Source organism: Flavobacterium sp. KACC 22761, assembly GCF_034058155.1.
GTDB lineage: Bacteria > Bacteroidota > Bacteroidia > Flavobacteriales > Flavobacteriaceae > Flavobacterium.
This window is the reverse complement of record NZ_CP139148.1, coordinates 3,691,049-3,713,496: the sequence shown is the minus strand read 5'-3', so window position 1 is coordinate 3,713,496 and position 22,448 is coordinate 3,691,049. Positions and strand designations below refer to the sequence as shown.

At 35.2% G+C, this 22,448-nt stretch carries 19 protein-coding genes; 11 read left to right on the top strand and 8 right to left on the bottom strand.

The features are described from left to right. Window positions 1–99: 99 nt before the first annotated feature. Window positions 100–498 (top strand): DoxX family protein, encoded by a 399-nt coding sequence (locus tag SCB73_RS16145; RefSeq protein ID WP_320567233.1) that lies wholly within the window; start codon window positions 100–102, stop codon window positions 496–498. 210 nt (window positions 499–708) lie between these two features. Beyond that, complete coding sequence (locus SCB73_RS16140) at window positions 709–2,298, top strand: ABC-F family ATP-binding cassette domain-containing protein (RefSeq protein ID WP_320567232.1); 1,590 nt, start codon at window positions 709–711, stop codon at window positions 2,296–2,298. Between the two features lie 319 nt (window positions 2,299–2,617). On the opposite strand, the gene SCB73_RS16135 is transcribed toward SCB73_RS16140, so the two are convergent. The 7 genes from SCB73_RS16135 to SCB73_RS16105 form a co-directional block, all read right to left on the bottom strand. Then, window positions 2,618–3,385 (bottom strand): LytR/AlgR family response regulator transcription factor, encoded by a 768-nt coding sequence (locus SCB73_RS16135; RefSeq protein WP_320567231.1) that lies wholly within the window; start codon window positions 3,383–3,385, stop codon window positions 2,618–2,620. Next, window positions 3,366–4,382: a sensor histidine kinase gene (locus tag SCB73_RS16130; protein WP_320567230.1), complete on the bottom strand. Its 1,017-nt coding sequence runs from the start codon at window positions 4,380–4,382 to the stop codon at window positions 3,366–3,368. Before SCB73_RS16130 ends, SCB73_RS16135 begins: the two co-directional genes overlap by 20 nt. A 343-nt stretch (window positions 4,383–4,725) precedes the next feature. Further along, window positions 4,726–5,487, bottom strand: coding sequence for a DUF1223 domain-containing protein (locus SCB73_RS16125; protein WP_320567229.1), 762 nt, complete (start codon window positions 5,485–5,487; stop codon window positions 4,726–4,728). 114 nt (window positions 5,488–5,601) lie between these two features. Then, window positions 5,602–6,012, bottom strand: a complete 411-nt coding sequence (locus tag SCB73_RS16120; RefSeq protein ID WP_320567228.1) for an organic hydroperoxide resistance protein — start codon at window positions 6,010–6,012, stop codon at window positions 5,602–5,604. Between the two features lie 125 nt (window positions 6,013–6,137). Further along, a complete protein-coding gene (locus SCB73_RS16115; RefSeq protein WP_320567227.1) occupies window positions 6,138–7,148 on the bottom strand; it encodes an alpha/beta fold hydrolase in 1,011 nt (336 codons plus the stop codon). Between the two features lie 347 nt (window positions 7,149–7,495). Then, complete coding sequence (locus SCB73_RS16110) at window positions 7,496–7,909, bottom strand: cupin domain-containing protein (RefSeq protein WP_320567226.1); 414 nt, start codon at window positions 7,907–7,909, stop codon at window positions 7,496–7,498. Between the two features lie 423 nt (window positions 7,910–8,332). Beyond that, the gene (locus SCB73_RS16105) at window positions 8,333–9,076 is read right to left on the bottom strand and encodes an SDR family NAD(P)-dependent oxidoreductase (RefSeq protein ID WP_320567225.1); all 744 of its coding nucleotides are present in this window, start codon (window positions 9,074–9,076) and stop codon (window positions 8,333–8,335) included. A gap of 353 nt (window positions 9,077–9,429) precedes the next feature. Between SCB73_RS16105 and SCB73_RS16100 the strand changes: the two genes are divergently transcribed. From SCB73_RS16100 to SCB73_RS16070, 7 genes are all read left to right on the top strand, one after another. Next, window positions 9,430–10,971, top strand: coding sequence for a class I SAM-dependent DNA methyltransferase (locus SCB73_RS16100; RefSeq protein WP_320567224.1), 1,542 nt, complete (start codon window positions 9,430–9,432; stop codon window positions 10,969–10,971). Beyond that, window positions 10,961–12,217, top strand: coding sequence for a restriction endonuclease subunit S (locus SCB73_RS16095; RefSeq protein WP_320567223.1), 1,257 nt, complete (start codon window positions 10,961–10,963; stop codon window positions 12,215–12,217). Before SCB73_RS16100 ends, SCB73_RS16095 begins: the two co-directional genes overlap by 11 nt. Next, entirely contained in the window at window positions 12,210–13,262 is a 1,053-nt protein-coding gene (locus tag SCB73_RS16090) for a hypothetical protein (protein ID WP_320567222.1), read from the top strand. The genes SCB73_RS16095 and SCB73_RS16090 overlap by 8 nt, the downstream gene beginning before the upstream one ends. Continuing rightward, entirely contained in the window at window positions 13,259–16,360 is a 3,102-nt protein-coding gene (locus SCB73_RS16085; protein ID WP_320567221.1) for a type I restriction endonuclease subunit R, read from the top strand. The genes SCB73_RS16090 and SCB73_RS16085 overlap by 4 nt, the downstream gene beginning before the upstream one ends. A gap of 187 nt (window positions 16,361–16,547) precedes the next feature. Next, window positions 16,548–17,069, top strand: coding sequence for a hypothetical protein (locus tag SCB73_RS16080; RefSeq protein WP_320567220.1), 522 nt, complete (start codon window positions 16,548–16,550; stop codon window positions 17,067–17,069). Window positions 17,070–17,071: 2 nt separating this feature from the next. Next, on the top strand, window positions 17,072–17,461 hold the full coding sequence (locus SCB73_RS16075; protein ID WP_320567219.1) for a helix-turn-helix domain-containing protein: 390 nt from the start codon (window positions 17,072–17,074) through the stop codon (window positions 17,459–17,461). Window positions 17,462–17,465: 4 nt separating this feature from the next. After that, window positions 17,466–17,906 carry a hypothetical protein gene (locus SCB73_RS16070; RefSeq protein ID WP_320567218.1) on the top strand — a complete coding sequence of 147 codons (441 nt, stop codon included), beginning with the start codon at window positions 17,466–17,468 and terminating at the stop codon, window positions 17,904–17,906. Window positions 17,907–18,039: 133 nt separating this feature from the next. Here the strand turns inward: SCB73_RS16070 and SCB73_RS16065 are convergent, their stop codons facing one another. Continuing rightward, complete coding sequence (locus SCB73_RS16065; RefSeq protein WP_320567217.1) at window positions 18,040–20,550, bottom strand: hypothetical protein; 2,511 nt, start codon at window positions 20,548–20,550, stop codon at window positions 18,040–18,042. Between the two features lie 372 nt (window positions 20,551–20,922). On the opposite strand from SCB73_RS16065, the gene SCB73_RS16060 reads away from it, so the two are divergent. Together SCB73_RS16060 and SCB73_RS16055 are read left to right on the top strand one after the other, a co-directional pair. Continuing rightward, complete coding sequence (locus tag SCB73_RS16060) at window positions 20,923–21,339, top strand: OsmC family protein (RefSeq protein ID WP_320567216.1); 417 nt, start codon at window positions 20,923–20,925, stop codon at window positions 21,337–21,339. A 213-nt stretch (window positions 21,340–21,552) separates the two neighbouring features. Then, on the top strand, window positions 21,553–22,323 hold the full coding sequence (locus tag SCB73_RS16055) for an alpha/beta hydrolase (protein ID WP_320567215.1): 771 nt from the start codon (window positions 21,553–21,555) through the stop codon (window positions 22,321–22,323). Window positions 22,324–22,448 lie beyond the last annotated feature (125 nt).

Here is a 22,448-nt window from a genome sequence, read left to right as displayed (position 1 = left end):
ATTTCAGAAATCATTTTGTCCGTTTCGCCCAAAAACCGATATGTTTTCTCTTGGTTCTGACGCAATTTTGTCCTGTTTAACAACTTAAAAATTAAAATCATGAACACAAAAACAACAAAAATTATTTATTGGACAGGAATCATTTTAACTTCTTTATGGTTTGGCGCCAGCGGATTTTTTGAATTAACTTCAAATCCAATTGTTTGGGGAATCACACAACAATTGGGCTATCCAGCACATTTTATTTACATTCTTGGTGTGTTTAAAGTCGCTGGAGTAATCACATTATTAATTCCAAATAAATTATTACGATTGAAAGAATGGGTCTTTGCCGGAATTTTCTTTGACATCACTTTTGCTTTCTTTTCAAAATTAGCGGTATTGGAATTTCCTTCGACAATCGATGCTATTATTGCTTTTGCCATGGTGAGTGTAACTTACGCCATGTTTAGAGAATTATATGCAGCTAATTATTCTAAAAATGCGATTGTAGGCTAATTTTAAAGCTTTTTAAGGTCACAAAATACAAAAAGCGTCTAAGAACTTCTCTGACGCTTTTTGTTTTGTTATGAGTTTTTAAAACATTTATTATCTTTGCACTTTCAAATAAACCACTTCCGTACATGTGAATAAATAATTTCTTTCAGATATAGAGACAGCAAGCCAGACTTGGTTTTTGCTGATTTATTAATGCTTAAGAAAGAGATTATGATCATTCTGCAAAACATTTCATATACACATTCTAATACAGAATTGCTGTTCGACGCAATCAGTTTAACAGTAAATACAGGCAATAAAATCGCCTTAACAGGACATAACGGTGCTGGAAAATCAACTTTGCTTAAAATTATTGCAAAAGAATTATTTCCGTCAAGCGGAACAATCGAAATTGATACTGAACCTTATTATATTCCGCAAATCTTCGGCCAATACAATCATTTAACGATTGCCGAAGCCTTACAAATTGGTCAAAAACTGACCGCTTTCCGCGAAATTCTTGAAGGAAATGTCAGCGAAACCAATTTGAATCTGCTAAACGACGACTGGACCATTGAAGATCGTTGCAATGAAGCGTTAAAATATTGGCATTTGAATAATTTGGATTTGAACCAGAAAATGCAATTTTTAAGCGGAGGCCAGAAAACAAAAGTATTTCTTGCGGGAATTATGATTCATCAGCCAAAACTTATTTTATTGGACGAACCCAGCAATCATCTTGACGTTGAAGGCAGAAATTTGCTGTATCAATTCATAAAAAATTCAACAACAACGATGCTAATTGTAAGTCACGACAGAAAACTGCTGAATTTGCTTGATACAACCTGTGAGTTAAAATCAAACGGAATTAAAACCTACGGTGGGAATTATGATTTTTATTTGGAACAAAAAAATATCGAAAAGAATGCTTTAGCACTTGATATTCATTCGAAAGAAAAAGCACTTCAAAAAGCCAAAGAAAAACAGCGAGAAACAATCGAAAGACAACAAAAATCAGATGCAAAAGGCAAAAAGAAACAAGAAAAAGCCGGAGTTGCCCGCATTATGATGAATACGCTAAAGAATAAAGCCGAAAACAGCACTTCGAAAACTAAAAGCGTTCATGAAGAGAAAATAGGCGGTATTTCACAAGAATTGCGCGAACTACGTGAAAACGTTTCGAGTTTGGACAAAATGAAATTCGGGCTTGATAATTCGCGTTTGCATAAAGGAAAAATAATGGTTGATGCAACATCGTTGAATTATAGTTATAACGAAGAAAATATTTGGAAAACCGATTTGAATTTTCAGATTCTTTCAGGCGAAAGAATGGCGCTAAAAGGAAATAACGGATCTGGCAAGACCACGCTGATTAAGCTAATTTTAAGAGAATTGCAACCAAAATCAGGAACTCTTAAAATTGCAGATTGTCACAGCGTTTACATTGACCAAGATTATTCCTTAATCAATAACGCACTAACGGTTTATGAACAGGCGCAACAAAGCAATGCTTCAGGTTTAGAAGAACATGATATTAAAATGCGATTGAATCGTTTTCTTTTCGGCAAATCAGATTGGGACAAACCTTGCCAGTTTTTAAGTGGAGGCGAAAGAATGCGTTTAATGCTCTGCGGATTGACAATCACAAATCAGGCTCCAGATTTAATCATTTTAGATGAACCGACAAACAATTTGGATTTGCAAAATATCGAAATTCTGACTGCTGCTTTGAATGAATATCAAGGTACTTTGATTGTTGTTTCGCATGATGAAATATTCTTAAAAGAAATAAATGTAAATAACAGTTTTAGTTTGTTTTAGAGTATTTTATATAAATAAAAACTTGAATAAAACAAAACATATATTTCAAGTTTTTATTTTAGATTTAAAGCTTCAAATTTACATTTGTCAGGCTGAGCGGAGTCGAAGCCCACGTTCCAATTGGAGCGCCCTTCTCCCGAAGCCTCGGGATCGCTCAGGGTAACATGTGATATTGCCAAATTAAAAGTTTAAAGTTTATAGCTTCAAGTTCACGTTGTCAGGCTGAGCGGAGTCGAAGCCCAACTTTGCGCCCTTCGACTTCGCTCAGGGTGACATGTGAACACAACATCAACAATCAACAATCAACAATCAACCATTATCACCTGTTTTCCAGCCAACTCAAAAAAGCCGTCGCTTTCTCTTTTCCTACTAATAATTTTTCCTCAGTTGGAATGGTAAGTTTAATAATCAGCTTTCGCGAAAAATAATGTTCCGCTTCTCTTATCGCCGAAAAATTGACCAAATATTGTCTGTTCATTCGGAAGAACTGAATTGGCGACAACAACTTGTGCACCTCATCTAAAGATTGCGTTATTTGATATTCATTTTTATCAAAAGTCATAATCGTTGGCGTTTCATTTTTGATGAAGAAAAATGCAATATTCTCAGTTTGAATCGTTTGGTATTTATTGTTTTTAAAGACTAAAAAGCTTTTTTTGCCTGTGTTTTCGCCGGTTCTGGTCAAGAGATAATCAAAATCGGGCATCATTTTTTTATTTCTTTGGAAGAAATTCTTCAATTCGCCCGCTTTTTTAATCGCTTGCGAAATGCTGTCTCTTGAAAAAGGCTTCAACACATAATCGATTCCGTTTGATTTAAATGCTTCAATCGCATAATCATCAAAAGCCGTACAGAAAATGACCGGAGACAAAACCTCAACGTTTTTGAAAATTTCAAAACAAAGTCCGTCAGCCAGCTGAATATCCATAAAAATAAGATCGGGCTGATCGTTTTCCATAAGATAGCTCACCGCGCCATCAATACTCTGAATGTACGATAAAACCTGAGCATCAGGCCTAATACTCAAAATAAGCTGACCTAGCGCTTTGGCCGTTTTTACTTCATCTTCAATTATTACGATATTCATAAATAAGCGGTATTTTAACTTTAAAAATAGTGTCGTTTTTGTCAATTTCGATTTCCTTGTGAGCCAAATGCATAAAACGCTGATTAATATTATCCAAACCAACTCCCGTTGACAAAACACCACGTTTTAGCTGAATTGGATTTTCAATTACCAGAAAATCATTTTCGGTATATAATTTAATTCGCAATGGTTTATCCAAAGAAACTACGTTATGCTTGATGCAATTTTCAATCAACAGCTGCAATGAAAAAGGCGGAATAGCACAATCGTATTGTTTTTGATCAATCTCATTTATTACTTCAAATCCATCTTCAAAACGTGCTTTCAGCAAATAAACATACGAATCGAGAATCTGAATTTCCTCTTTTAAGGATATCAAGTCAAGCTTTCGGCTGTCTAATGTAAAACGATAAAAATCAGATAGTTTCAAAATAAAATCAGAACTCTGCGGATCCTGAATATCAACCATTGATTTTAGCGTATTCAAACTGTTGAATAAAAAGTGCGGATTGACTTGTTGTTTCAAAAGTTCGTACTGTGCGCCAAGATTTAAGGCTTTGCTTCGTTCTAATTCTACTCCTATTTGTTGCGTTTGATAATTCTGAAAAAGCAGATGCAAAAACATATAGACAATCAAGTTGATTAAAACACCACGAAGCTCAAACATAATCGGCGCATCCATTTTCGAAACTTGAAAAAGTTCCTGATGTGCAATCACCAGTACCACCATCAATAAAATCCCTAAGATAACACTAAGAAGCAACTTCCAGTTAAACAAGCTTTTATTCGTGCGCTGTGCAGAGAATTTTGGCAGGCTGTAAATATTGTAGTACCAGATAAAAAGCGAAAACAGAAGTGTAATCGAAGAATTGATTACCAAGTCGCCAGGCGTTGTGGCCGCATCAAATAATTTGGGAATAGAAGCAAGAATTGCAAGTGCTATTGAACTTCCCCAAATGACACGCCGAGAAACCTGAAAGCGTTTTACTTTTTCCATATTTTTTATTTGTTTCTCCCGAAGCTTCGGGATTATGTTTCAGATTTCAAGTTGGCTATACTTTGCCAAAGATAGCAATAAATTAAAGGGGTTTTGACTATAATAAAGTAAAATTGTCGTCAAGAAACCACTTTGTTTTTTCGATATTTAAGGATTAATTTTTATATTTACATAACACATCAAAAATAACTGGATTTCAATTATTTAACAACAAACAAAAACACATTACTGTCATTGTGTCAGAACCAAAAACAGCGCTTTTTTTGCCCTAAATTTTTCTCAAAATGACAGTTTCAAGGCATTCAGATTTCATTTTAAAAATATTGAAAATCTGATTCTTTTTTTACAGTAAATTTTGTGCAAAAACGGCTCGGTTTGCCCCCAAAATAATTCCGGAATTCATGTCTTGAACAAAACCGATAACTTCAAAATCTTTCGTGTTAAAACCTTTTGGCAAAGAAACCGAAACATTCCCTTTTGGATTTCCTGTCAATGCAAAACCATTCAAGCTGCGAACAATTTGAAAATGCGACAAAACACGATTGGCATTCTCCCCTCTTTTCACATTGCTTTTAGCCGATTTTTGAACCACGGCAACATACAAACGATTGTTTTTTGAAATTTTATTGATGTTATAATTTAAATTCAGTTTGTTTTCTTGCTGACTTGCTTCCAAAGTTATTTCGGCAACTGCAGGTTTTAAAAGCGCAGAACGAATTCCGTTTTGAACCGCCGTTTCCTGAGAACCTATATAATCTATTTTTCCGTTGATAATCAATTGTGGCGTATAAATGGGCTCTTTTTCCAAGAATTTAGCGTAATCGTATTGTCGTTTGGTATTTGCCGCACTGCTAAATATATCTTTCCAGCCTTGTTTGTCCCAATAATCAACGTGATACGATAAAACAAAAACATTGCTGTCTTTGTATTGATTCTGAATTTTTCCCATCAATTCATCTGCCGGAGGACAGCTTGAACAGCCTTCAGAAGTGTATAATTCTAAAAAGGCAAAACCTTTTTTGTCTTTATTGCTTTGGCCGAAAACAGCGTTTCCTGCTAAAAGCAACAATATTGCAAAAGCACTAATTATTCTTATCTTTTTCATCATTTCTATTTATTTCCTGCAAGGTTTTTAAAACCTTGTAGGTATATTTTTCTATTTTAAAAGCCTTTAATTTAAACCCGACAGGTTTTAAAAACCTGTCGGGTTTGCTCTAAGTTACAAAATATTAAGTTCGACATTAATGTTTCCTCTTGTCGCTTTAGAATAAGGACAAGTTTGATGTGCCTGTGCTGCCAAAGCTTCTGCCGTTTCACGATCAATTCCCGGAAGACTAATGTTAAGGCGTGCCTGCAAAGAATATTCGCCTTCTGTGACACATAAATCAACCTCAGCATCTACCGCAGTATCTGCCGGAAGCTTAATTCCTTGCTTTGACGCTGCGATTCCCAAAGCCCCAATAAAACAAGCCGACCAGCCTGCAGCAAACAATTGCTCTGGATTTGTCCCCGGACGTGAGGATCCCGGTGAACTTAATTTGATATTCAATTGTTCGTCTGAACTTTGAGAAGCTCCTTCTCTACCACCTGTTGTGTGTGTTTTTCCTGTGTATAAAACTTTTGTTTCCATTTTTTTAATTGTTAATTGTGAGTTGTTAATTGTAAATTTTTATATGCTTTGCGTGTATTTTTTTTGTGAAATGTAAAAGTGAGTTGTGAAAAATTAATTAACAATTCACAATTTATAATTCACCATTATTTTGAAACGTCAATTATCGCTTGCGCAAACGCTTTTGGATCTTCTTGTGGCACATTATGTCCGATTCCTTTTAAAATTCTGTGTTCGTATTTTCCTGTGAATTTGTTGGCATATGCTTTTCCATCCGCGAAAGCGCCGTCAAAATCGCTTCCAATTGTGATTGTTGGAACTTTGATTTCTGGTCTTTTTGCCAAACGTTTTTCAAGATTATCGTATTTTGATTCCCCAGCTTCTAAAGATTGTCTCCATCTGTAATTGTGAATCACGATTGCTACATGATCTGGATTGTCAAAAGATTGTGCAGTTTGATCGTAAGTTGCTTTGTCGAAATTCCATAGTGGAGAAGCGATTTTCCAGATTAATTTATTGAAATCGTAGGTGTTTTGTGTGTAACCTTGTTTTCCTCTTTCGGTTGCGAAATAATATTGGTACCACCAACCCAATTCAGCTGTTGGCGGAAGCGGTTTTAAATTTGCTTCTAAATTCACTACCAAATAACCGCTTACAGAAACCAAACCTTTTACACGCTCTGGCCAAAGTGCCGAAACCACAACCGCTGTTCTTGCTCCCCAATCAAAACCGCCAATTACAGCTTTATCGATTTTAAGCGCATCCATAAAAGCGATAATATCACTCGCTAAGGCCGCTTGCTGTCCATTTCTGAACGTTTCTTTTGAAAGAAAGGTTGTGGTGCCGAAACCTCTTAAATAAGGCGTAAAAACGTGATATCCTTTTGCAACCAAAATCGGAACAACTTCGTTGTAGCTGTGAATGTCATAAGGCCAACCGTGAAGCAAAATAACCGGAGTTCCGTTTGACGGACCTGCTTCCATATATCCTACGTTTAATAATCCGGCGTTGATTTGTTTTAAAGTTCCGAGTGAAGGGTTTGTTTCAATTGTTGCTTTTGGAGCTTGAGCGTTCGTTACATTCACATTCATAAAAAGAATGACAATTAAGATTGATTTTGCAAAAATGTTGTTTGTAATTTTTAATAGCGTTTTCATAATTTTTATTTTTTGATTAGTTGATTATCAGTTAATTTCTTCGTCAAAGGTATTTTGACAATCCTCGTTTTAAAAGCAGAAAAAAGGTGAAGTGGACAAAGTTTAGGGTGAAATGGACAATTAATAATTGTGAATTATAAATTGTTAATTATAAATTGTTAATTATAAATTGGTTTAACCGCAAAGGGCGCTAAGGCTTACGCAAGGTTCGCAAAGTTTTTTTTCATACAGCTTTGCGTCCTTTGCGGCTTTATAAAGTCAGATGAGTCAAAGATCCTTGCGTGCTTTGCGGTTAAACTATTCACATTTCAACTCGAAACTTGAAACCTGAAACTTGAAACCACAAACTATTTCTTCAAAGTCAAGACAGGTTTTCCTTTTTCGACTATATATGTCGCCAGTTCTGAGGCTTTTGTATCTGTATTATTTTTTGCCGAGTGAACCACTCCAGCGGGAATAAAAAGAACTTCTCCAGCTTTTAAGGTAACCGGCGCTTGGCCTTCAACTTCATATTCTAATGAACCTTCGAGTACATAAATAATCTCTTCGCCGGGATGAAAGTGTTTCCCAAAAGCCGAATGTCCTTCAAAATCGATTTTCGCTTGAACGGTTTCTCTGCCCGGAATACTTAAATCGTGTTTTTGTAAATCAGTGCGTTTTATTCCGGTTTGGGCCGCGATTTGGTTTGGGACCAAAAAGGCGATGATGCCTAAAATGATAATCGCGATAATAACCCAGGTTTTTTGTTTTTTAGTTTCCATAATTTTATAAATTTTAAAGTCGAATGTCGAAAGTCTTAAAGTCTTCTACTTCTGTTTATTTTTATATTTTGAAATTGACTTTATAACTTTAGACTTTAAGACTTTAGACTAAATTCAAATTATTTGTTATCAGTTAATTTCTGAGTCAAAAGTAGGACGACAATGCTTCCTTAGAAATCATAAAATAGCCCAAACGGACAAACTTCAAGGTGAAATGGACAGCCTTGGAGTTAGGAATTTTGAATTATACGTTTTTGAATGCTGGTGATTTAACCGCAAAGCACGCTAAGATATTTAAAGCTAGACTTAGTAAAAGCGCAAAGATCGCAAAGCTATGTGTTCATAACTTTGCGATCTTTGCGTAAACCTTAGCGTGCTTTGCGGTTGAACTTTAATTTATAATTAATAATTCACAATTAATAATTAAGCTAACACCATTCCCCCATCCATAATAAAATCAGCTCCTGTGATGAATTTTGCGGCGTCGCTGCTTAAATACGAAACCATTTTTGCTACATCTTCCGATTTTCCCATTTGTTTCAATGGCACTTTTTCGACTACAACATCCATAATACCTTTTACGGTGGTTTCATCTAAACCGACTTTTTTCATTACTTCCGTTTCTGTGGGTCCCGGACTAACGGAATTCACTCTGATTTTTCGTGGCGCTAATTCCAACGCCGCCGATTTCATAACCGAATTCAGAGCCGTTTTGCTGGCCGAATAAACCGAAGATCCCGGTCCCGGCATACTTGCAGTATTCGAAGAAAGAAACACTACCGAAGCACCGTCTTTTAAAATTGGGATAAATTTACTCAGCGTAAAATAAGCGCCTCGCAGATTGACACTCATAATACTGTCAAACAATTCCTCCGAAGTTTGCTCAATTGTTCCCAAACCCGCAATTCCGGCATTGATAAAAAGAATATCCACCGCACCGAAATCTTCTTTTACTGTAGCAACCAGATTCTCAATATCCGAAACACTCGATTGATCTGCCGTAAATGCCGTAACGCCTAATTCCTGTGCTGCTTTTTCAATGGCTTCTTTTCGTCTTCCGGTAATAATAACCTGAGCGCCTTGCTCTTTTAATTGTTTTGCTGTTGCGTAACCTATACCGCTGTTTCCGCCTGTGATTACGGCTACTTTATCTTTTAAATTGTCCATTATTTTATGTTTTTAAATTAATGGGACAAAGTTAGATTGGAAATAGGGTTGTTTTTTTGGTGGTATCATGGAGTATACTAGGATTGGGATTTTGTTTTATGAAATACCGTAGAAATACTTATTGCTTTGGATTTGCATTATTGTTAGACTTGCTGAGAATGTTTTACAAATTGCGGTTTTCCGTAAAGATTAAAAATGAATAAATTTCATATTTGCATTAAGACTTTGATAATCTTAATATTAACTACGAAATCTACTTTTGTAATTAACTGAAAGATTTTTGCTAGCTTTAAAAACATTCTTTTTTCAATATCTTAGCAGTTTAAAACTTACATGGAATATTAAAATAAATTATGAGCGATATAAAAGACATTGAAAAAACCCTTTGGGCTGCTGCCGATAAACTCCGTAGCAATATGGACGCTGCCGAATACAAACACGTAGTTTTAGGTTTAATTTTCTTAAAATACATCTCAGATGCTTTTGATGAATTGCATACTAAATTACTATCAGGAAAAGGAGAATATGCTGGTGCAGACCCAGAAGATGCTGATGAATATTTAGCAAATAATGTCTTTTATGTTCCTGAAAAAGCACGTTGGAGTTATCTTCAAGGAAATGCTAAGCAACCTTCAATAGGTATATTACTTGACAATGCAATGGATGAAATTGAAAAAATCAATGATAACCTAAAAGGCGTTTTACCAAAAAACTATGCAAATCCTGATTTGGACAAACAACGTTTAGGAGAATTACTCGATTTAATTAGTTCTATTGGTTTTGGTGGTGACGGTCACAAAGGAAAAGATTTATTAGGACAAGTCTATGAATACTTTCTAGGTATGTTTGCCGATGCCGAGGGTAAAAACGGCGGGCAATTCTATACACCACAAAGTATTGTAAAAGTATTGGTTGATATGCTTGAACCCTACAAAGGAAGGATATATGACGGCTGTTGTGGTAGTGGAGGAATGTTTGTACAAAGCGAAAAATTCATAGAAAGCCATCAGGGTAAAATTGGAGATATTAGCGTTTACGGACAAGAAAGCAACCCAACAACAGTAAAGTTAGCCAAGATGAACCTTGCTATTCGTGGTATAGATGCCAACATACAATTTGGAGATACATTTACCAACGATTTGCATCCGGATTTAAAAGCAGATTATATTATCGCCAATCCTCCTTTCAATATTAGCGACTGGAAAGGCGAACATCTGCGTGATGATAAACGTTGGAAGTACGGTATACCACCTACAGGAAACGCTAACTTCGCTTGGTTACAACACTTCATTCATAAGCTAAGCCCCAACGGAACAGCGGGTATTGTATTAGCAAACGGAAGTATGAATACAAATACTACAAGCGAAGGAGAAATTCGTAAAAATTTGATTGAAGCCCGACTAGTTGATTGTATGGTAGCACTACCTGCTCAATTATTTTACAACACTATGATTCCTGCTTGTTTGTGGTTTTTAGCAAAAAACAAGACGAACGGAAAGTATAGAAACCGTGAAAATGAGATTTTATTTATTGACACCCGCAAAATGGGGAAAATGATAAATAGAAGGAATAGGGTATTGAGAGATGAAAGTGATGCCGATATTAATGAAATAAAAGAAATAGCTGATACTTACCACAAATGGAGAAACCCAAATGGCGGATATGAAGACATTGCAGGCTTTTGTAAATCTGCCACAATTGAAGAAATAGCGAAAAATAATTACGTCCTAATGCCAGGCAGATACGTGGGTACAGAAGAAGAAGAACTTGATGGGATACCATTTGAAGAAAGAATGCAATTACTTACAGAAAAGTTATCTAAGCATTTTTCTAAAGACATTGTATTAGAAAACACTATACGTGAAAAGTTAAAAGAGATCGGATATGAGTTCTAACTATACACCTAACTTTAATGCTAATTGGCAAAAAACTGATTTACATTCTTTAGCAGGATGGATAAATGGTCTTGCATTTAAGAATATTCACTTTGAAGAAAATGCGAAATTTCCAATTATAAAAATTAATGAATTAAAGTATGGAATAACGAATCAAACAGCTTTTACTAATCAAATATTTGATAACAATTACAAGGTCTTTAAAGGAGATCTTCTTTTTTCTTGGTCAGGATCGCCAGAAACCTCTATTGATGCTTTTTGGTATGACTTAGAAGATGGGTACTTAAATCAACACATTTTTAAGGTTGTTCCAAAGGAATATGTAACGGCTGATTTTATTTATTACTTGCTAAAATACATTAAACCAGAAATTATTAGAATAGCAAAAGACAAACAAACTACAGGTCTTGGGCACATAACCCAAGGTGATATGAAAAATTTCATAGTTTCTTATCCAACTATTACAGAACAAAACAAAATAGTATCTTACATAAAATCAATTGATGAAAAAATAGGTAACAATCTTGAAACCAATCAAACTCTTGAAGAAATAGCTCGAACACTTTTTAGAGAATGGTTTATTAATTTCAACTTTCCAAACACTAGCGGCAACTTAAAGCAAAGCGAGGTTGGAGAAATTCCTGAGAGTTGGTGTATAAATAGCATTGGCGAAATATGTTATGTTCAAAATGGTTATGCATTTAAAAGCAAAGATTTTCAAGAGCAGGGAGAGATTGGCATCATCAAAATCAAAAATATCAGCGGCAATGTAGTGGATATTCAAAATACCGATTTTGTAGATGCTTCGGTTGTTTCTTTCTTAGATAATAAATTCAAAATTGAAAGTGGCTCTTTGTTGATTGCTATGACAGGTGCAGAAGTTGGTAAAATTGGTTTAGTGCCATTGACTAATAAAAGTCTTTGGCTTAATCAACGAGTAGGAATGTTTAAGGAGAAAATCGCCTGCGGAAATTTATTTATATACTTGCTCCTTTCTTCTGAAACTTACCAAAACACAATACAAAATTCGGCTTCTGGAAGTGCACAGCCCAATATTAGTGCATCAGCCATTGAGAGCATTAGAACAATTATTCCACCTGCCGAATTGATTGAAGCTTTTGGTAAAACCGTAAAACCAATGTTTGAAAAGATATTGGACAACCTTGCAGAAAATGAAATTTTAAAAACCACGCGAGACAGTTTGTTACCCAAACTAATGTCTGGCGAAATAGAAGTAAATGGCTGATAGTGAATTTCCATATGAGCACGAAAGGTATCAGCGATTTAATGAATCGTTGGACGAAGCCGGTACAATTCAAATTGCAGGAACTGAATTTTTACCAAGCCGTGTTCTGTATGAAATGGAACCAATCGGCTATGTAGAAGCCTATCAGGAATTTCAAGACACGGAATTTGAAAGATTAAAAGACACGGTTTACAATCAGTATCCGTCTTGCATTGCTTACAACTTCAGGCTTTCAGAAAAAGGTGAAGGAGCATCAGACCCTGTTAGGAAATTACTGCATTTGAAAGACACTTGGGAATCTATTGCTTTTGTATTGTATGCTATCGTTTGGGGTGAAGTCAGGCATAAAGCAATTGACTTGAAAGCCGTACAGGTTTTGGTGGGCACAAGCCCAACAGGTTCAGTTTATAGAAACTTCAATACCGACCGTTTGATTTCTGATGCACTTAAAGTCAAAATTCAAAATATAAAAGCAGTTGTTCAATATTCCAGAGCCAATGGATTGGGCTTGAAATGCGAAGAAATAGAATCTGATTTGTTGGACAAACTTTTGGCTTTGCAAGACATAAGAAACGATATTTCGCATCATACTGCACCGACAAGAGAAGAAGCCGAAGCGGAACTTTTGCAAGTCATTCCACTTTTCAAAGAAATGTTGATGATGACAGAGTTTTTAGCAGAGTGCAAAATTTTGAGATTTGAAAGCTATACAACCAAATGCAGATGTGAAGAATTTAACGGCCATTATCTGAATAAAGAATTTGGAGATTTTGACTTTGCAGCAAATCAGGCATTCGTTTTAGGTCTTGGACAAGAGCAACTTTTTATAAAATGGGATAATGAAATTTTCAGTCTTTCGCCTTTCCTACATTTTCTCAAAGACGGAGTAGGCAGAGAAACCTTTATGAGTTTTTTCAAAGGCAAAAAGGAAGGTAAATATTGGTTTGAGCCAATTACCAAACGAGATGAAATTTCATTTGCTCCACTGCAAGCTCGTTTTGATGGAGAGCAAGCAGTTTTAATCAATTTAATTGTACCACAATGAACATTTTAACCGAAGACGAAATAGAACAAATAGCACTTCAAACCTTTGAAAAACAAGGCTATGAAATTATAAATGGTATTGCATTAGAGAGAGCCTACAATGAAGTTGTGTTAACTTCTCGGTTGGAAGAAGCTATTGCAAAACTCAATCCGTCTATTCCTTACGAAGTTCGTGAAGAAGCTGTGAAACAGGTACTGCGAGTAAAGCATACATCTTTGTTAGCCAATAATGAAGCTTTTCATAAATTACTTACGGAAGGTGTGGATATAAAAGGTAGAGAAGGCGTAGAAAACAAAACTTTTAAAGTTTGGTTAATGGATTTTGATAATCCATTAAATAATGATTTCGTAGCGGTCAATCAATTTACTATAGTTGAAAAGCATGCCAACAAAAGACCGGATGTTATTTTATTCATCAATGGTTTACCTTTAGTTGTCATTGAAATAAAAAATGCAACTTCGGAAAATGCAACTATAAAAAACGCTTTCGACCAATTACAAACCTACAAACAAGCTATTCCTTCACTTTTTAACTACAATAGTATTCTAATTGCTACAGATGGTTGGTTTGCAAAAGCAGGAACCATAACAAGTGATTGGAGCAGGTTTAGCGGTTGGAAAATTCCACCAGCTCCAAATGAAAACAATAGAGTTGAAGAATCAAGAGAACTATATAATTCTTCATTATTCCCAACAGAGCAAAACCATTTAGAAATGGATATAATGCTCCAAGGTATGTTGGATAAAAAAGTATTAATAGACCTAATCAGATACTTTATCGTATTTGAGAAAACCAAAGAAAAAACCATCAAAAAAATAGCAGCATATCATCAATATTATGCCGTAAACAAAGCTATACAATCAACTATAAAAGCAGCGTCTGTTCAAGGTGACCAGCGTGCAGGTGTCGTTTGGCATACACAAGGAAGTGGCAAAAGTTTGAGTATGGTGTTTTATTCGGGTAAAATGGTCGTAACGCCACAATTAGACAATCCAACTATTGTGGTTTTAACAGATAGAAATGATTTAGACCAACAATTATTTGATACTTTCAGTAATTGTCAACAACTGATAAGACAAACTCCAGTACAAGCAGAAAATAGAAACCATTTGCAAAGTTTACTTTCAGTGGCTTCGGGTGGTGTAATTTTTACCACTATTCAGAAATTTATGCCTGAAGAAAAAGGTGGTGAATATCCAAAATTGTCTGACCGCAGAAATATTGTGGTAGTAGCTGATGAAGCACATCGTAGCCAATATGATTTTATTGATGGTTATGCTCGTCATATGCGTGACGCACTACCAAATGCTTCATTTATAGGTTTCACGGGAACACCAATAGAAAATGAAGATAAAAATACCCAAGCTATTTTCGGCGAATATGTAGATATTTATGATATTCAACAAGCAGTTGAAGATGGAGCAACAGTTCGTATATTTTATGAAAGCCGTTTGGCAAAAATAGAATTGAATTCAGATGAGCAAAGTCTTATTGACCAGCGTATTGAAGAAGTTACCGAAGAAGATGAACTAACAGAACGCCAACAACGTTTTGCAAAATGGACACAACAGGAAGCCATTGTAGGTAGCGAAAAACGATTACAACAAGTAGCAGCTGACTTAGTAAAACATTTCGAACAACGAGGAGAAGTTTTTGAAGGCAAAGGCATGATTGTGTGTATGAGTCGTAGAATTTGTGTAGCTTTACACGATGCAATTATTAAAATTCGTCCAGAGTGGTATAGTAATGATGATGATAAAGGTGTAATCAAAGTTATTATGACCGGTTCTTCATCTGATCCATTAGATTGGCAGGAACACATCAGAAACAAACCAAAAAGAAAAGCGATTGGTGACAGATTAAAAGACCCAAAAGACGGTTTAAAATTAGTTATTGTTCGTGATATGTGGCTAACAGGTTTTGATGCTCCTTGTTTAAATACTTTATATGTAGATAAACCAATGTCAGGACACAATTTAATGCAGGCTATTGCCAGAGTAAACCGTGTTTTTAAAGACAAAGAAGGTGGTTTAATCGTTGATTACTTAGGTATTGCACAAGATTTAAAGAAAGCTTTAAGTATTTATACAGCAAATGGCGGTAAAGGTAAAATTGAATTTGATCAGGAAGAAGCCGTTGCCAAAATGGAAGAGTTATATGAAATTGTAATAGATTTATTTGATAAATTCGAATATAAAAGGTTCTTTAATTTAGAGCCAAGGCAAAAACTAACATTTTTGCTAGATGCAACCGATTATGTGTTAGGATTGGATAACGGTAAAGATCGATTTAGTTCCAATGTGAGTAATCTTTCCAAAGCTTTTGCTATTTCGGTGCCACATCCAAAAGCATTAGCCATTAGAGATGATTTAAGCTTCTTTCAAGCTATTAAGGCAAGAATATCTAAATTGAGAGAAAGTGTAAAAAAACGAAGTGATGAAGAAGTAGAAACAGCTATTAGACAAATTATTTCAGATGCTTTAATTTCAACTGAGGTAATAGATATTTTTGATGTTGCAGGTATAGAAAAACCTGAAATTTCAATTTTATCAGATGAGTTCTTGGCGGAATTAAAAGATATGCCAAGAAAGAATTTGGCTTTAGAATTATTGAGAAGATTATTAAATGATGAGATTAAAAAACGCTCCTCACACAATATCATACAAAGTAAAAAGTTTTCTGAAATGCTTTCTGATGCTATTAAACGTTATCAAAATAACGCTTTAACGGCCGCCGAGGTTATTGAAGAAATGATACGAATGGCGAAAGAAATAAAACTTGCCGATCAAAGAGGTGAAAAATTAAATCTTGATTTTAGAGAATTAGCTTTTTATGATGCATTAGAAGTTTCTGATAGTGCGGTAAAAGTATTAGGTGATGAAATTTTAAAAACAATCGCACGAGAATTAGTTGAAAGCGTTCGAAATTCAGTTACAATTGATTGGGATAAAAAAGAAAGTGTTCAAGCTAAAATGCGAGTATTAATAAAACGTATTTTAAAAAAATATGGATACCCCCCAGATTTACAGGAAAACGCTGTGAAAACGATTTTAGATCAAGCTAAATTATTAGGAGAAGATTTTTCAGGAAATTTATAGTTTATTAACTACTAGCTTAACATTTAGTTTTTATAATTAATTTTAAAAATTAAAACTTTTAAAAAGACAGAATAGTGTTAAGGTCTAAGTATAGTGATAAAAAGCAGTTAAAATAATTCTATATTCGTAAGATAAATCATGTAAAGTTAACTTAAAAATGAATATTAATTTGGAAAATAACTTATAAGTGAATACTTTTGCACGTATCAAACATATAGGAGCTTATGATAAAGTATCATATTACTCTCTTGTTGTAGGAGAAGAAACTATTTCATTATTTGAAAAGTTTATTGCTACGCACGAACAAACGAATAAGGACAAACTTTATCATATTGTAAAATGGATACAAGTAATTGGAGAAAAATATGGTGCACAACCTCATTTATTTAGACCTGAAGGAGAGACTGCAGATACTTCAGCACTACCACCTGCAAAAAACAATAATCCTTCATACATTGAAAATGGAAAGAAAAAACCAAATGCATTACGCTTATATTGCTTGCGTGCAAACGAGCATGTAGTATTTCTTTTCAATGGAGATTTAAAAACAGCTATAACAGCACAAGAATGCGAAAATGTGAGAGATCATTTTAAATTAGCAAATCAAATTACAGCAGCATTAGACGAAGCATTTAAACAAAAAACTATCACATGGAATGAAACCTTTACTGATATTGAGTTTCAGTCTGATATGATAATTAATTTTTAATTATGGAAAACACTAAAAATAATATAATTTCTAATTGGTTAGAACAAAATAAAAACCCAGAAATCAATAAATTAGTTGAAAAAAATCTTGCTATTGCAAATAAGATTCAAGAATTACTTAAAGAAAGAGGTTTAAAATCAGTTGATTTAGCACGTTTGCTTAACAAAAAACCATCTGAAATTAGCAAGTGGCTAACTGGTACACACACATATACAACCAAAACAATTACCAAAATTGAAACAGTTCTTGGTGCGGATATTATTCATATAGAAGCTCAAAAAGAGTATGTGTATTTAAAAGTGCATGTAGGGCAAGAAGAACAAGAAGATACTTTGTTTGAAAATTCAGAAGTATTTTCTGTTGAAAGTAGTCTAGATAAAAAAGTATCATAATCCTATGGATGAAAATAAAATAGTACCATCAAAAATTCATTTAACGAATATAAAATGGGAAAAAGAAAACACCATTTTATTTAAAAGTAAGTTAGAAAAAAATCCTTCTTACGATATTATTGTATCACATAATATGATGCATAATTTAGAAAAAGAGGTAGTTAAAATTAGGCTTTTTCTAGACGTGAATGTTGTAATAGATGCACCTATTGAACAAGGCGGTAGTTATGAAGTTGATTTTTTTTATAAAATTGATGATCTAAGTGATCATTATCAAATTAGTAATGATAAACCATTATTCAGCGGAATATTTGTTTCTACTCTACTTGGAATTGCTTACTCCACTTTACGCGGTATGCTTTTTAATACTTGGAAGGATACTTTTTTAAGTAATGTTATCTTACCTGTCATTGCAATTCCCGATTTATTAAAAAGTAAACGCTAAAATATAATAAAAGAAACAATTATTGAAAACTTTAATTAAAATATCTCTTTTTTATAAAAAAAAATCAGGTCTGGCTAATATTAACCACCAAACCTGATTTTTTTTCTGAATTAAAACTAACCTATAAACAAATTTATCTCCTACCCCTAAAACCGCCACCACCGCCACGGAATCCACCACCGCCAAAACCACCTTGGCGCTGGAAATTTTGGAAATTACGCGTTTGCGATTCGCCACGGTCTCTTGAAAAAGCAGAGCGATCAAGATCGTTTGTCACATCAGAACGGCCGGGTTCTCCAAGCGGTTTGTTTGGTTGCCCTAGTCTTTGTTCTGGTCTGTTTACATTATTTCCCTCGGTTCTGTCGCCTAATCGGGTTTCGCCACCTAGGTTTTGGTTGGCATTTGGCAAGTTATCACGCTGAATTCGTTCTCCAGCGCCATTGGCTCCAAGTCCTTCGTTGGGTTTGTCACGCTGGATGCGCTCCCCTGCTCCATTGGCACCAAGTCCTTGATTCGCTCTATTCTGAATGCCTTCACCCGCTTTTTTTGACGAACCCAAGGTTCCTGCTTGCGTCCAACCACCGTTTCCATTATTGTAATGACTCCAGTTTCCGTTTGCATCTCTTTTATAAACATGTCCGTCGTGGCCTGCGTATAGATTATTGTTGGTGTGAATCGTAGTTCCTCCGCCACGGCGATGCGTAATTACACCTTCTTTTCCGCCCGAAGTTTTGTACGCAACTGCTGTACCGCGTCTGGTAGTAATATGTCCGGTCTGCGCCCATTGATTGCCATTTGTTGCTGCCGAATGTCCCCATTGTGCATACGCATTATGCCCTTGATTGGTTCTGGCGTAATTTCCTGTCCACGGATTATAGGTACTTGCAGCAGTACGACCGCCATACCAACCTTGAACACTTGCAGAACGCCCGTATCTTCCTGTTGCTGGATTGTACCAAGCCGAAGTTCCTGCCACGCCATAAGGTCCGTACACGCGTCTTCCGGCCGCGTAGCCACCCGTCCACGGATTATAAACTGCTCCGCCTCCGTACGCATACGGCCACGGACGATAAATTGGATACATGCCTCCATAATATACATACGGTGGATAATACCATCCTGTACCATAACTCAATATGGCGCCAAAAGTAGCTCCAATAATAAAAGCGCCCAAATAACCGGCAGTTGAACTGCTTTCTACAGTAGTATCGGTTGTGGTTTGCGTTACGTACGTCACATTATACACAGGAGAACTTGGCGGAATCGTATAAATTTCTTTCGGAACAGAATCGCATGTTTTCCAAGGTCCGTTAGGGCTTGTCGACATAAACCAAACGGCTTGAAAACATAAATAATACAAATCGCCTACTTTAATAATTTTCTCTTGCGTATTGCTTGCATATTGCATTTTTGTGCCTTCAATTGGTTTAAACTGTGCCGTACCTCCATCATAATTCACTTTTACTTTTGCTTCGGCATCCGATTTTTTCAAAATGGCTGTTGTCGGAACTTGCGACAACATTACCGCATCATTTGCTTCCTGCGTTCCAGGCACAGAAGCTAACACATTGGCACGTGGCGAATTTTTAGGGATTTTAGCAAAATCAGCTGGCAGATTATTTCCCGCATACGACCACGGCCCTGTCAATTCTTTGGATTTAAACCATCTTCCTGATAATAACACATAATATTGTCCATCAGCTTCATTGGCAAAAACATCATTTTCGGTATTGTCAATGTACATTAATTTGGTTCCGTCAATTTTAATGAATTTCGGATTTCCCGTTACTGCGATCAATTCGGCTGGTTTATTGCTGTAGAAAACTTCTGGAGCATTTCCTGAAGTTGGAGGCGGAATCATTTTTTTGACATCATCATAATTCTCTCCTGATGGCAGATTGCTTAAACTTGAAGGCAGTTTTGTCGTTTTCGTCCATTTTCCTTCCACTTTTTTCGACGTCAGCCAAATGTTTTCGGCTAACAGATAATAATCTTTCGTCGTTTTATCAAAAAACAAATCCCAATTGGTATTCACTACATATTGAATATCCGATTTCTCAATCGGAACCAAAACCGGTTCGCCTTGCACAATAAGCAAGAGCGATGGCTTTGTGCTGTAAAAAATAGTTGGCGGATCGTTTTTAGCGGCAATTCCCTTCGGCGGACTTTTGGTATGGCTTAAATCGGCCAAAATGCGATCTACAGAAATAGGATCTCCGCTTTGAGGCAGTGTTTCTTTGAACAGTTTTTCCATTTCGGGAACTTTCTTTTCGTCCAAAGCAGGAAAACGCACATCGGTAATTTGAAGGTTTTTTATATAAGCGCTTCGATTGTCTTTATCGACCAATGTTTCTGCTTTTAAAGAAGCGACACCCAAAACCTGTTTTCCATCTTTTGGAGTCAACGAAAAAGCTACTCGAGCGGTAAGTACTTTAAAATCTTTCCAATCATCCACCTGAGGCTGATAATAAACGAGTTTTGTACCGTTATTTTCAGCTTCGCGTGGCCAACCGGTATCAGCAAAAGTGGAATCAGCAACAGTATCAGACTTTTCAGTTTCTGTAGGTACTTGATCTTTATCTTTCTTGCAAGAGAACAAAATGGCGCTCAAACAAACTGTAATTATTAGAAAAGCATTTTTCATACATCTAAAAGTTAGGTTATTCACTCAAAAAATTATTCTTCTGATATTCTTATAAAAATTGTTTCAGATAAAAATAATTTCAATGTCTTTAGAAAACTAAAAATCAGCGATCTACTTTGTTTCAAATTCTAACTTGAAACCAAATAACGAAGTGAAACACGCTCTTTTCTTCTTCTTTTTAAAATTTAGGAATAAAAAAATTTCAGCTCAAAGTTTTAATCAACACTAATAAAACCAATACTTATAAATTATTTTTATAAGTATCAAAAATTATTAATTTGATTAATAATAACCATCGCCATAACTTTGTCTCATCAAAATCAAAGAAATGATTTGATCATCTTAAAAAATAACTTTAAAAAATTAGAAATCATGAAATTTACAAGAAGAGCAAACGCAAACTGGAAAGGTACAGGAATGGAAGGAAAAGGAACCATCAGTACGCAAAGCACAACTTTAGATAATGCACAATTATCTTTTAAAACTCGTTTCGAACAAGGTGTTGGAACTAACCCTGAGGAATTAATTGCAGCGGCACATTCTGGCTGTTTTACAATGCAATTGAGCTTTTTATTATCTGAAGCTGGTTTTGTTCCTGAAGATTTAGACACAACCGCTAAAGTAACTTTTGAAGACGGAACTATCACTTTAATTGCTTTAGAACTTACTGGAAAAGTTCCTGGAATCTCTGAAGAAGATTTTCAAAAAACAGCTCAAAAAGCAAAAGAAATTTGTCCGATTTCGAAATTATTGAACACTGAAATTACTTTGGCTGTAACGTTGAACTAATTTCTAAACAATAAAGTTTCAAATCCCAATTACTCACAATCTTGTCATTTCGACGGAGGAGAAATCTCCACAAGTTGCTCTACAAAGATTGGCGAATTTCCAGATGGAGTTACTCGCGGAGATTCCTCGTTCCTCGGAATGACAAGATTGTGTGAAAGGGAATTTCAACAATCAATCCAAAATCTAAAATCAACAATCTAAAATTTAATAAAAATGAAAACAATATTTAAAAGCTTTTTAGCATTCGCATTAATAATCTTTAGTTTAGTACTTACATCAACAAACGTAAACGCTCAAACTACTCCTAAAATTAAAAACGTAGTATTAGTTCACGGTGCTTTTGCAGACGGTTCTGGATGGAAAGGTTTGTATCAAATTTTGACTAAAAAAGGGTATAATGTAACAATCGTTCAGAATCCGTTAAGTTCTTTAGAAGACGATGTTAGAGCAACAAATTTAGCTTTAGACAAACAAGACGGACCAACAATTTTGGTTGGACATTCTTGGGGCGGAACTGTAATTACTGAAGCTGGAAATCACCCAAAAGTTGCTGCTTTAGTTTATGTTGCTGCTTTACAACCTGATAACGGAGAAAACTCTATTCAATGGTTACAAACTGCGCCTCCTGCTCCAGAAAATGGTGTTTTGGCTCCAGACGACAAAGGAATTGCTTATTACGACAAAGCGAAATTCCACGCTGGTTTTGCAGGAGATTTAAGCAAAGAAGATGCTGATTTTATGTTTGCTTCACAAGGTGCTTTCTATGCAAAAGGTTTTGTGACGCCAATTACTAAAGCGGCTTGGAGAACTAAACCTTCATACGGAATTGTTGCAACTGAAGACAAAAGCATCAACCCGGATATCGAACGTGCAATGTACAAACGTTCTAACACAAAAATCACTGAAATTAAAGGAAGCCACGTGGTTTTCATTTCTCAACCTGAGAAAGTGGCAAATGTGATTATTGAAGCTTCTAAAAAATAATTATAAATTATTAATTGTTAATTATCAATTCAATATAAGCTTGTCATTCTTCATTCCTCAGAATGATAAAAACATAAAATTCCAAATTCCAAGTCTTAAAAAATTGGAATTTGGAATTTTTATTT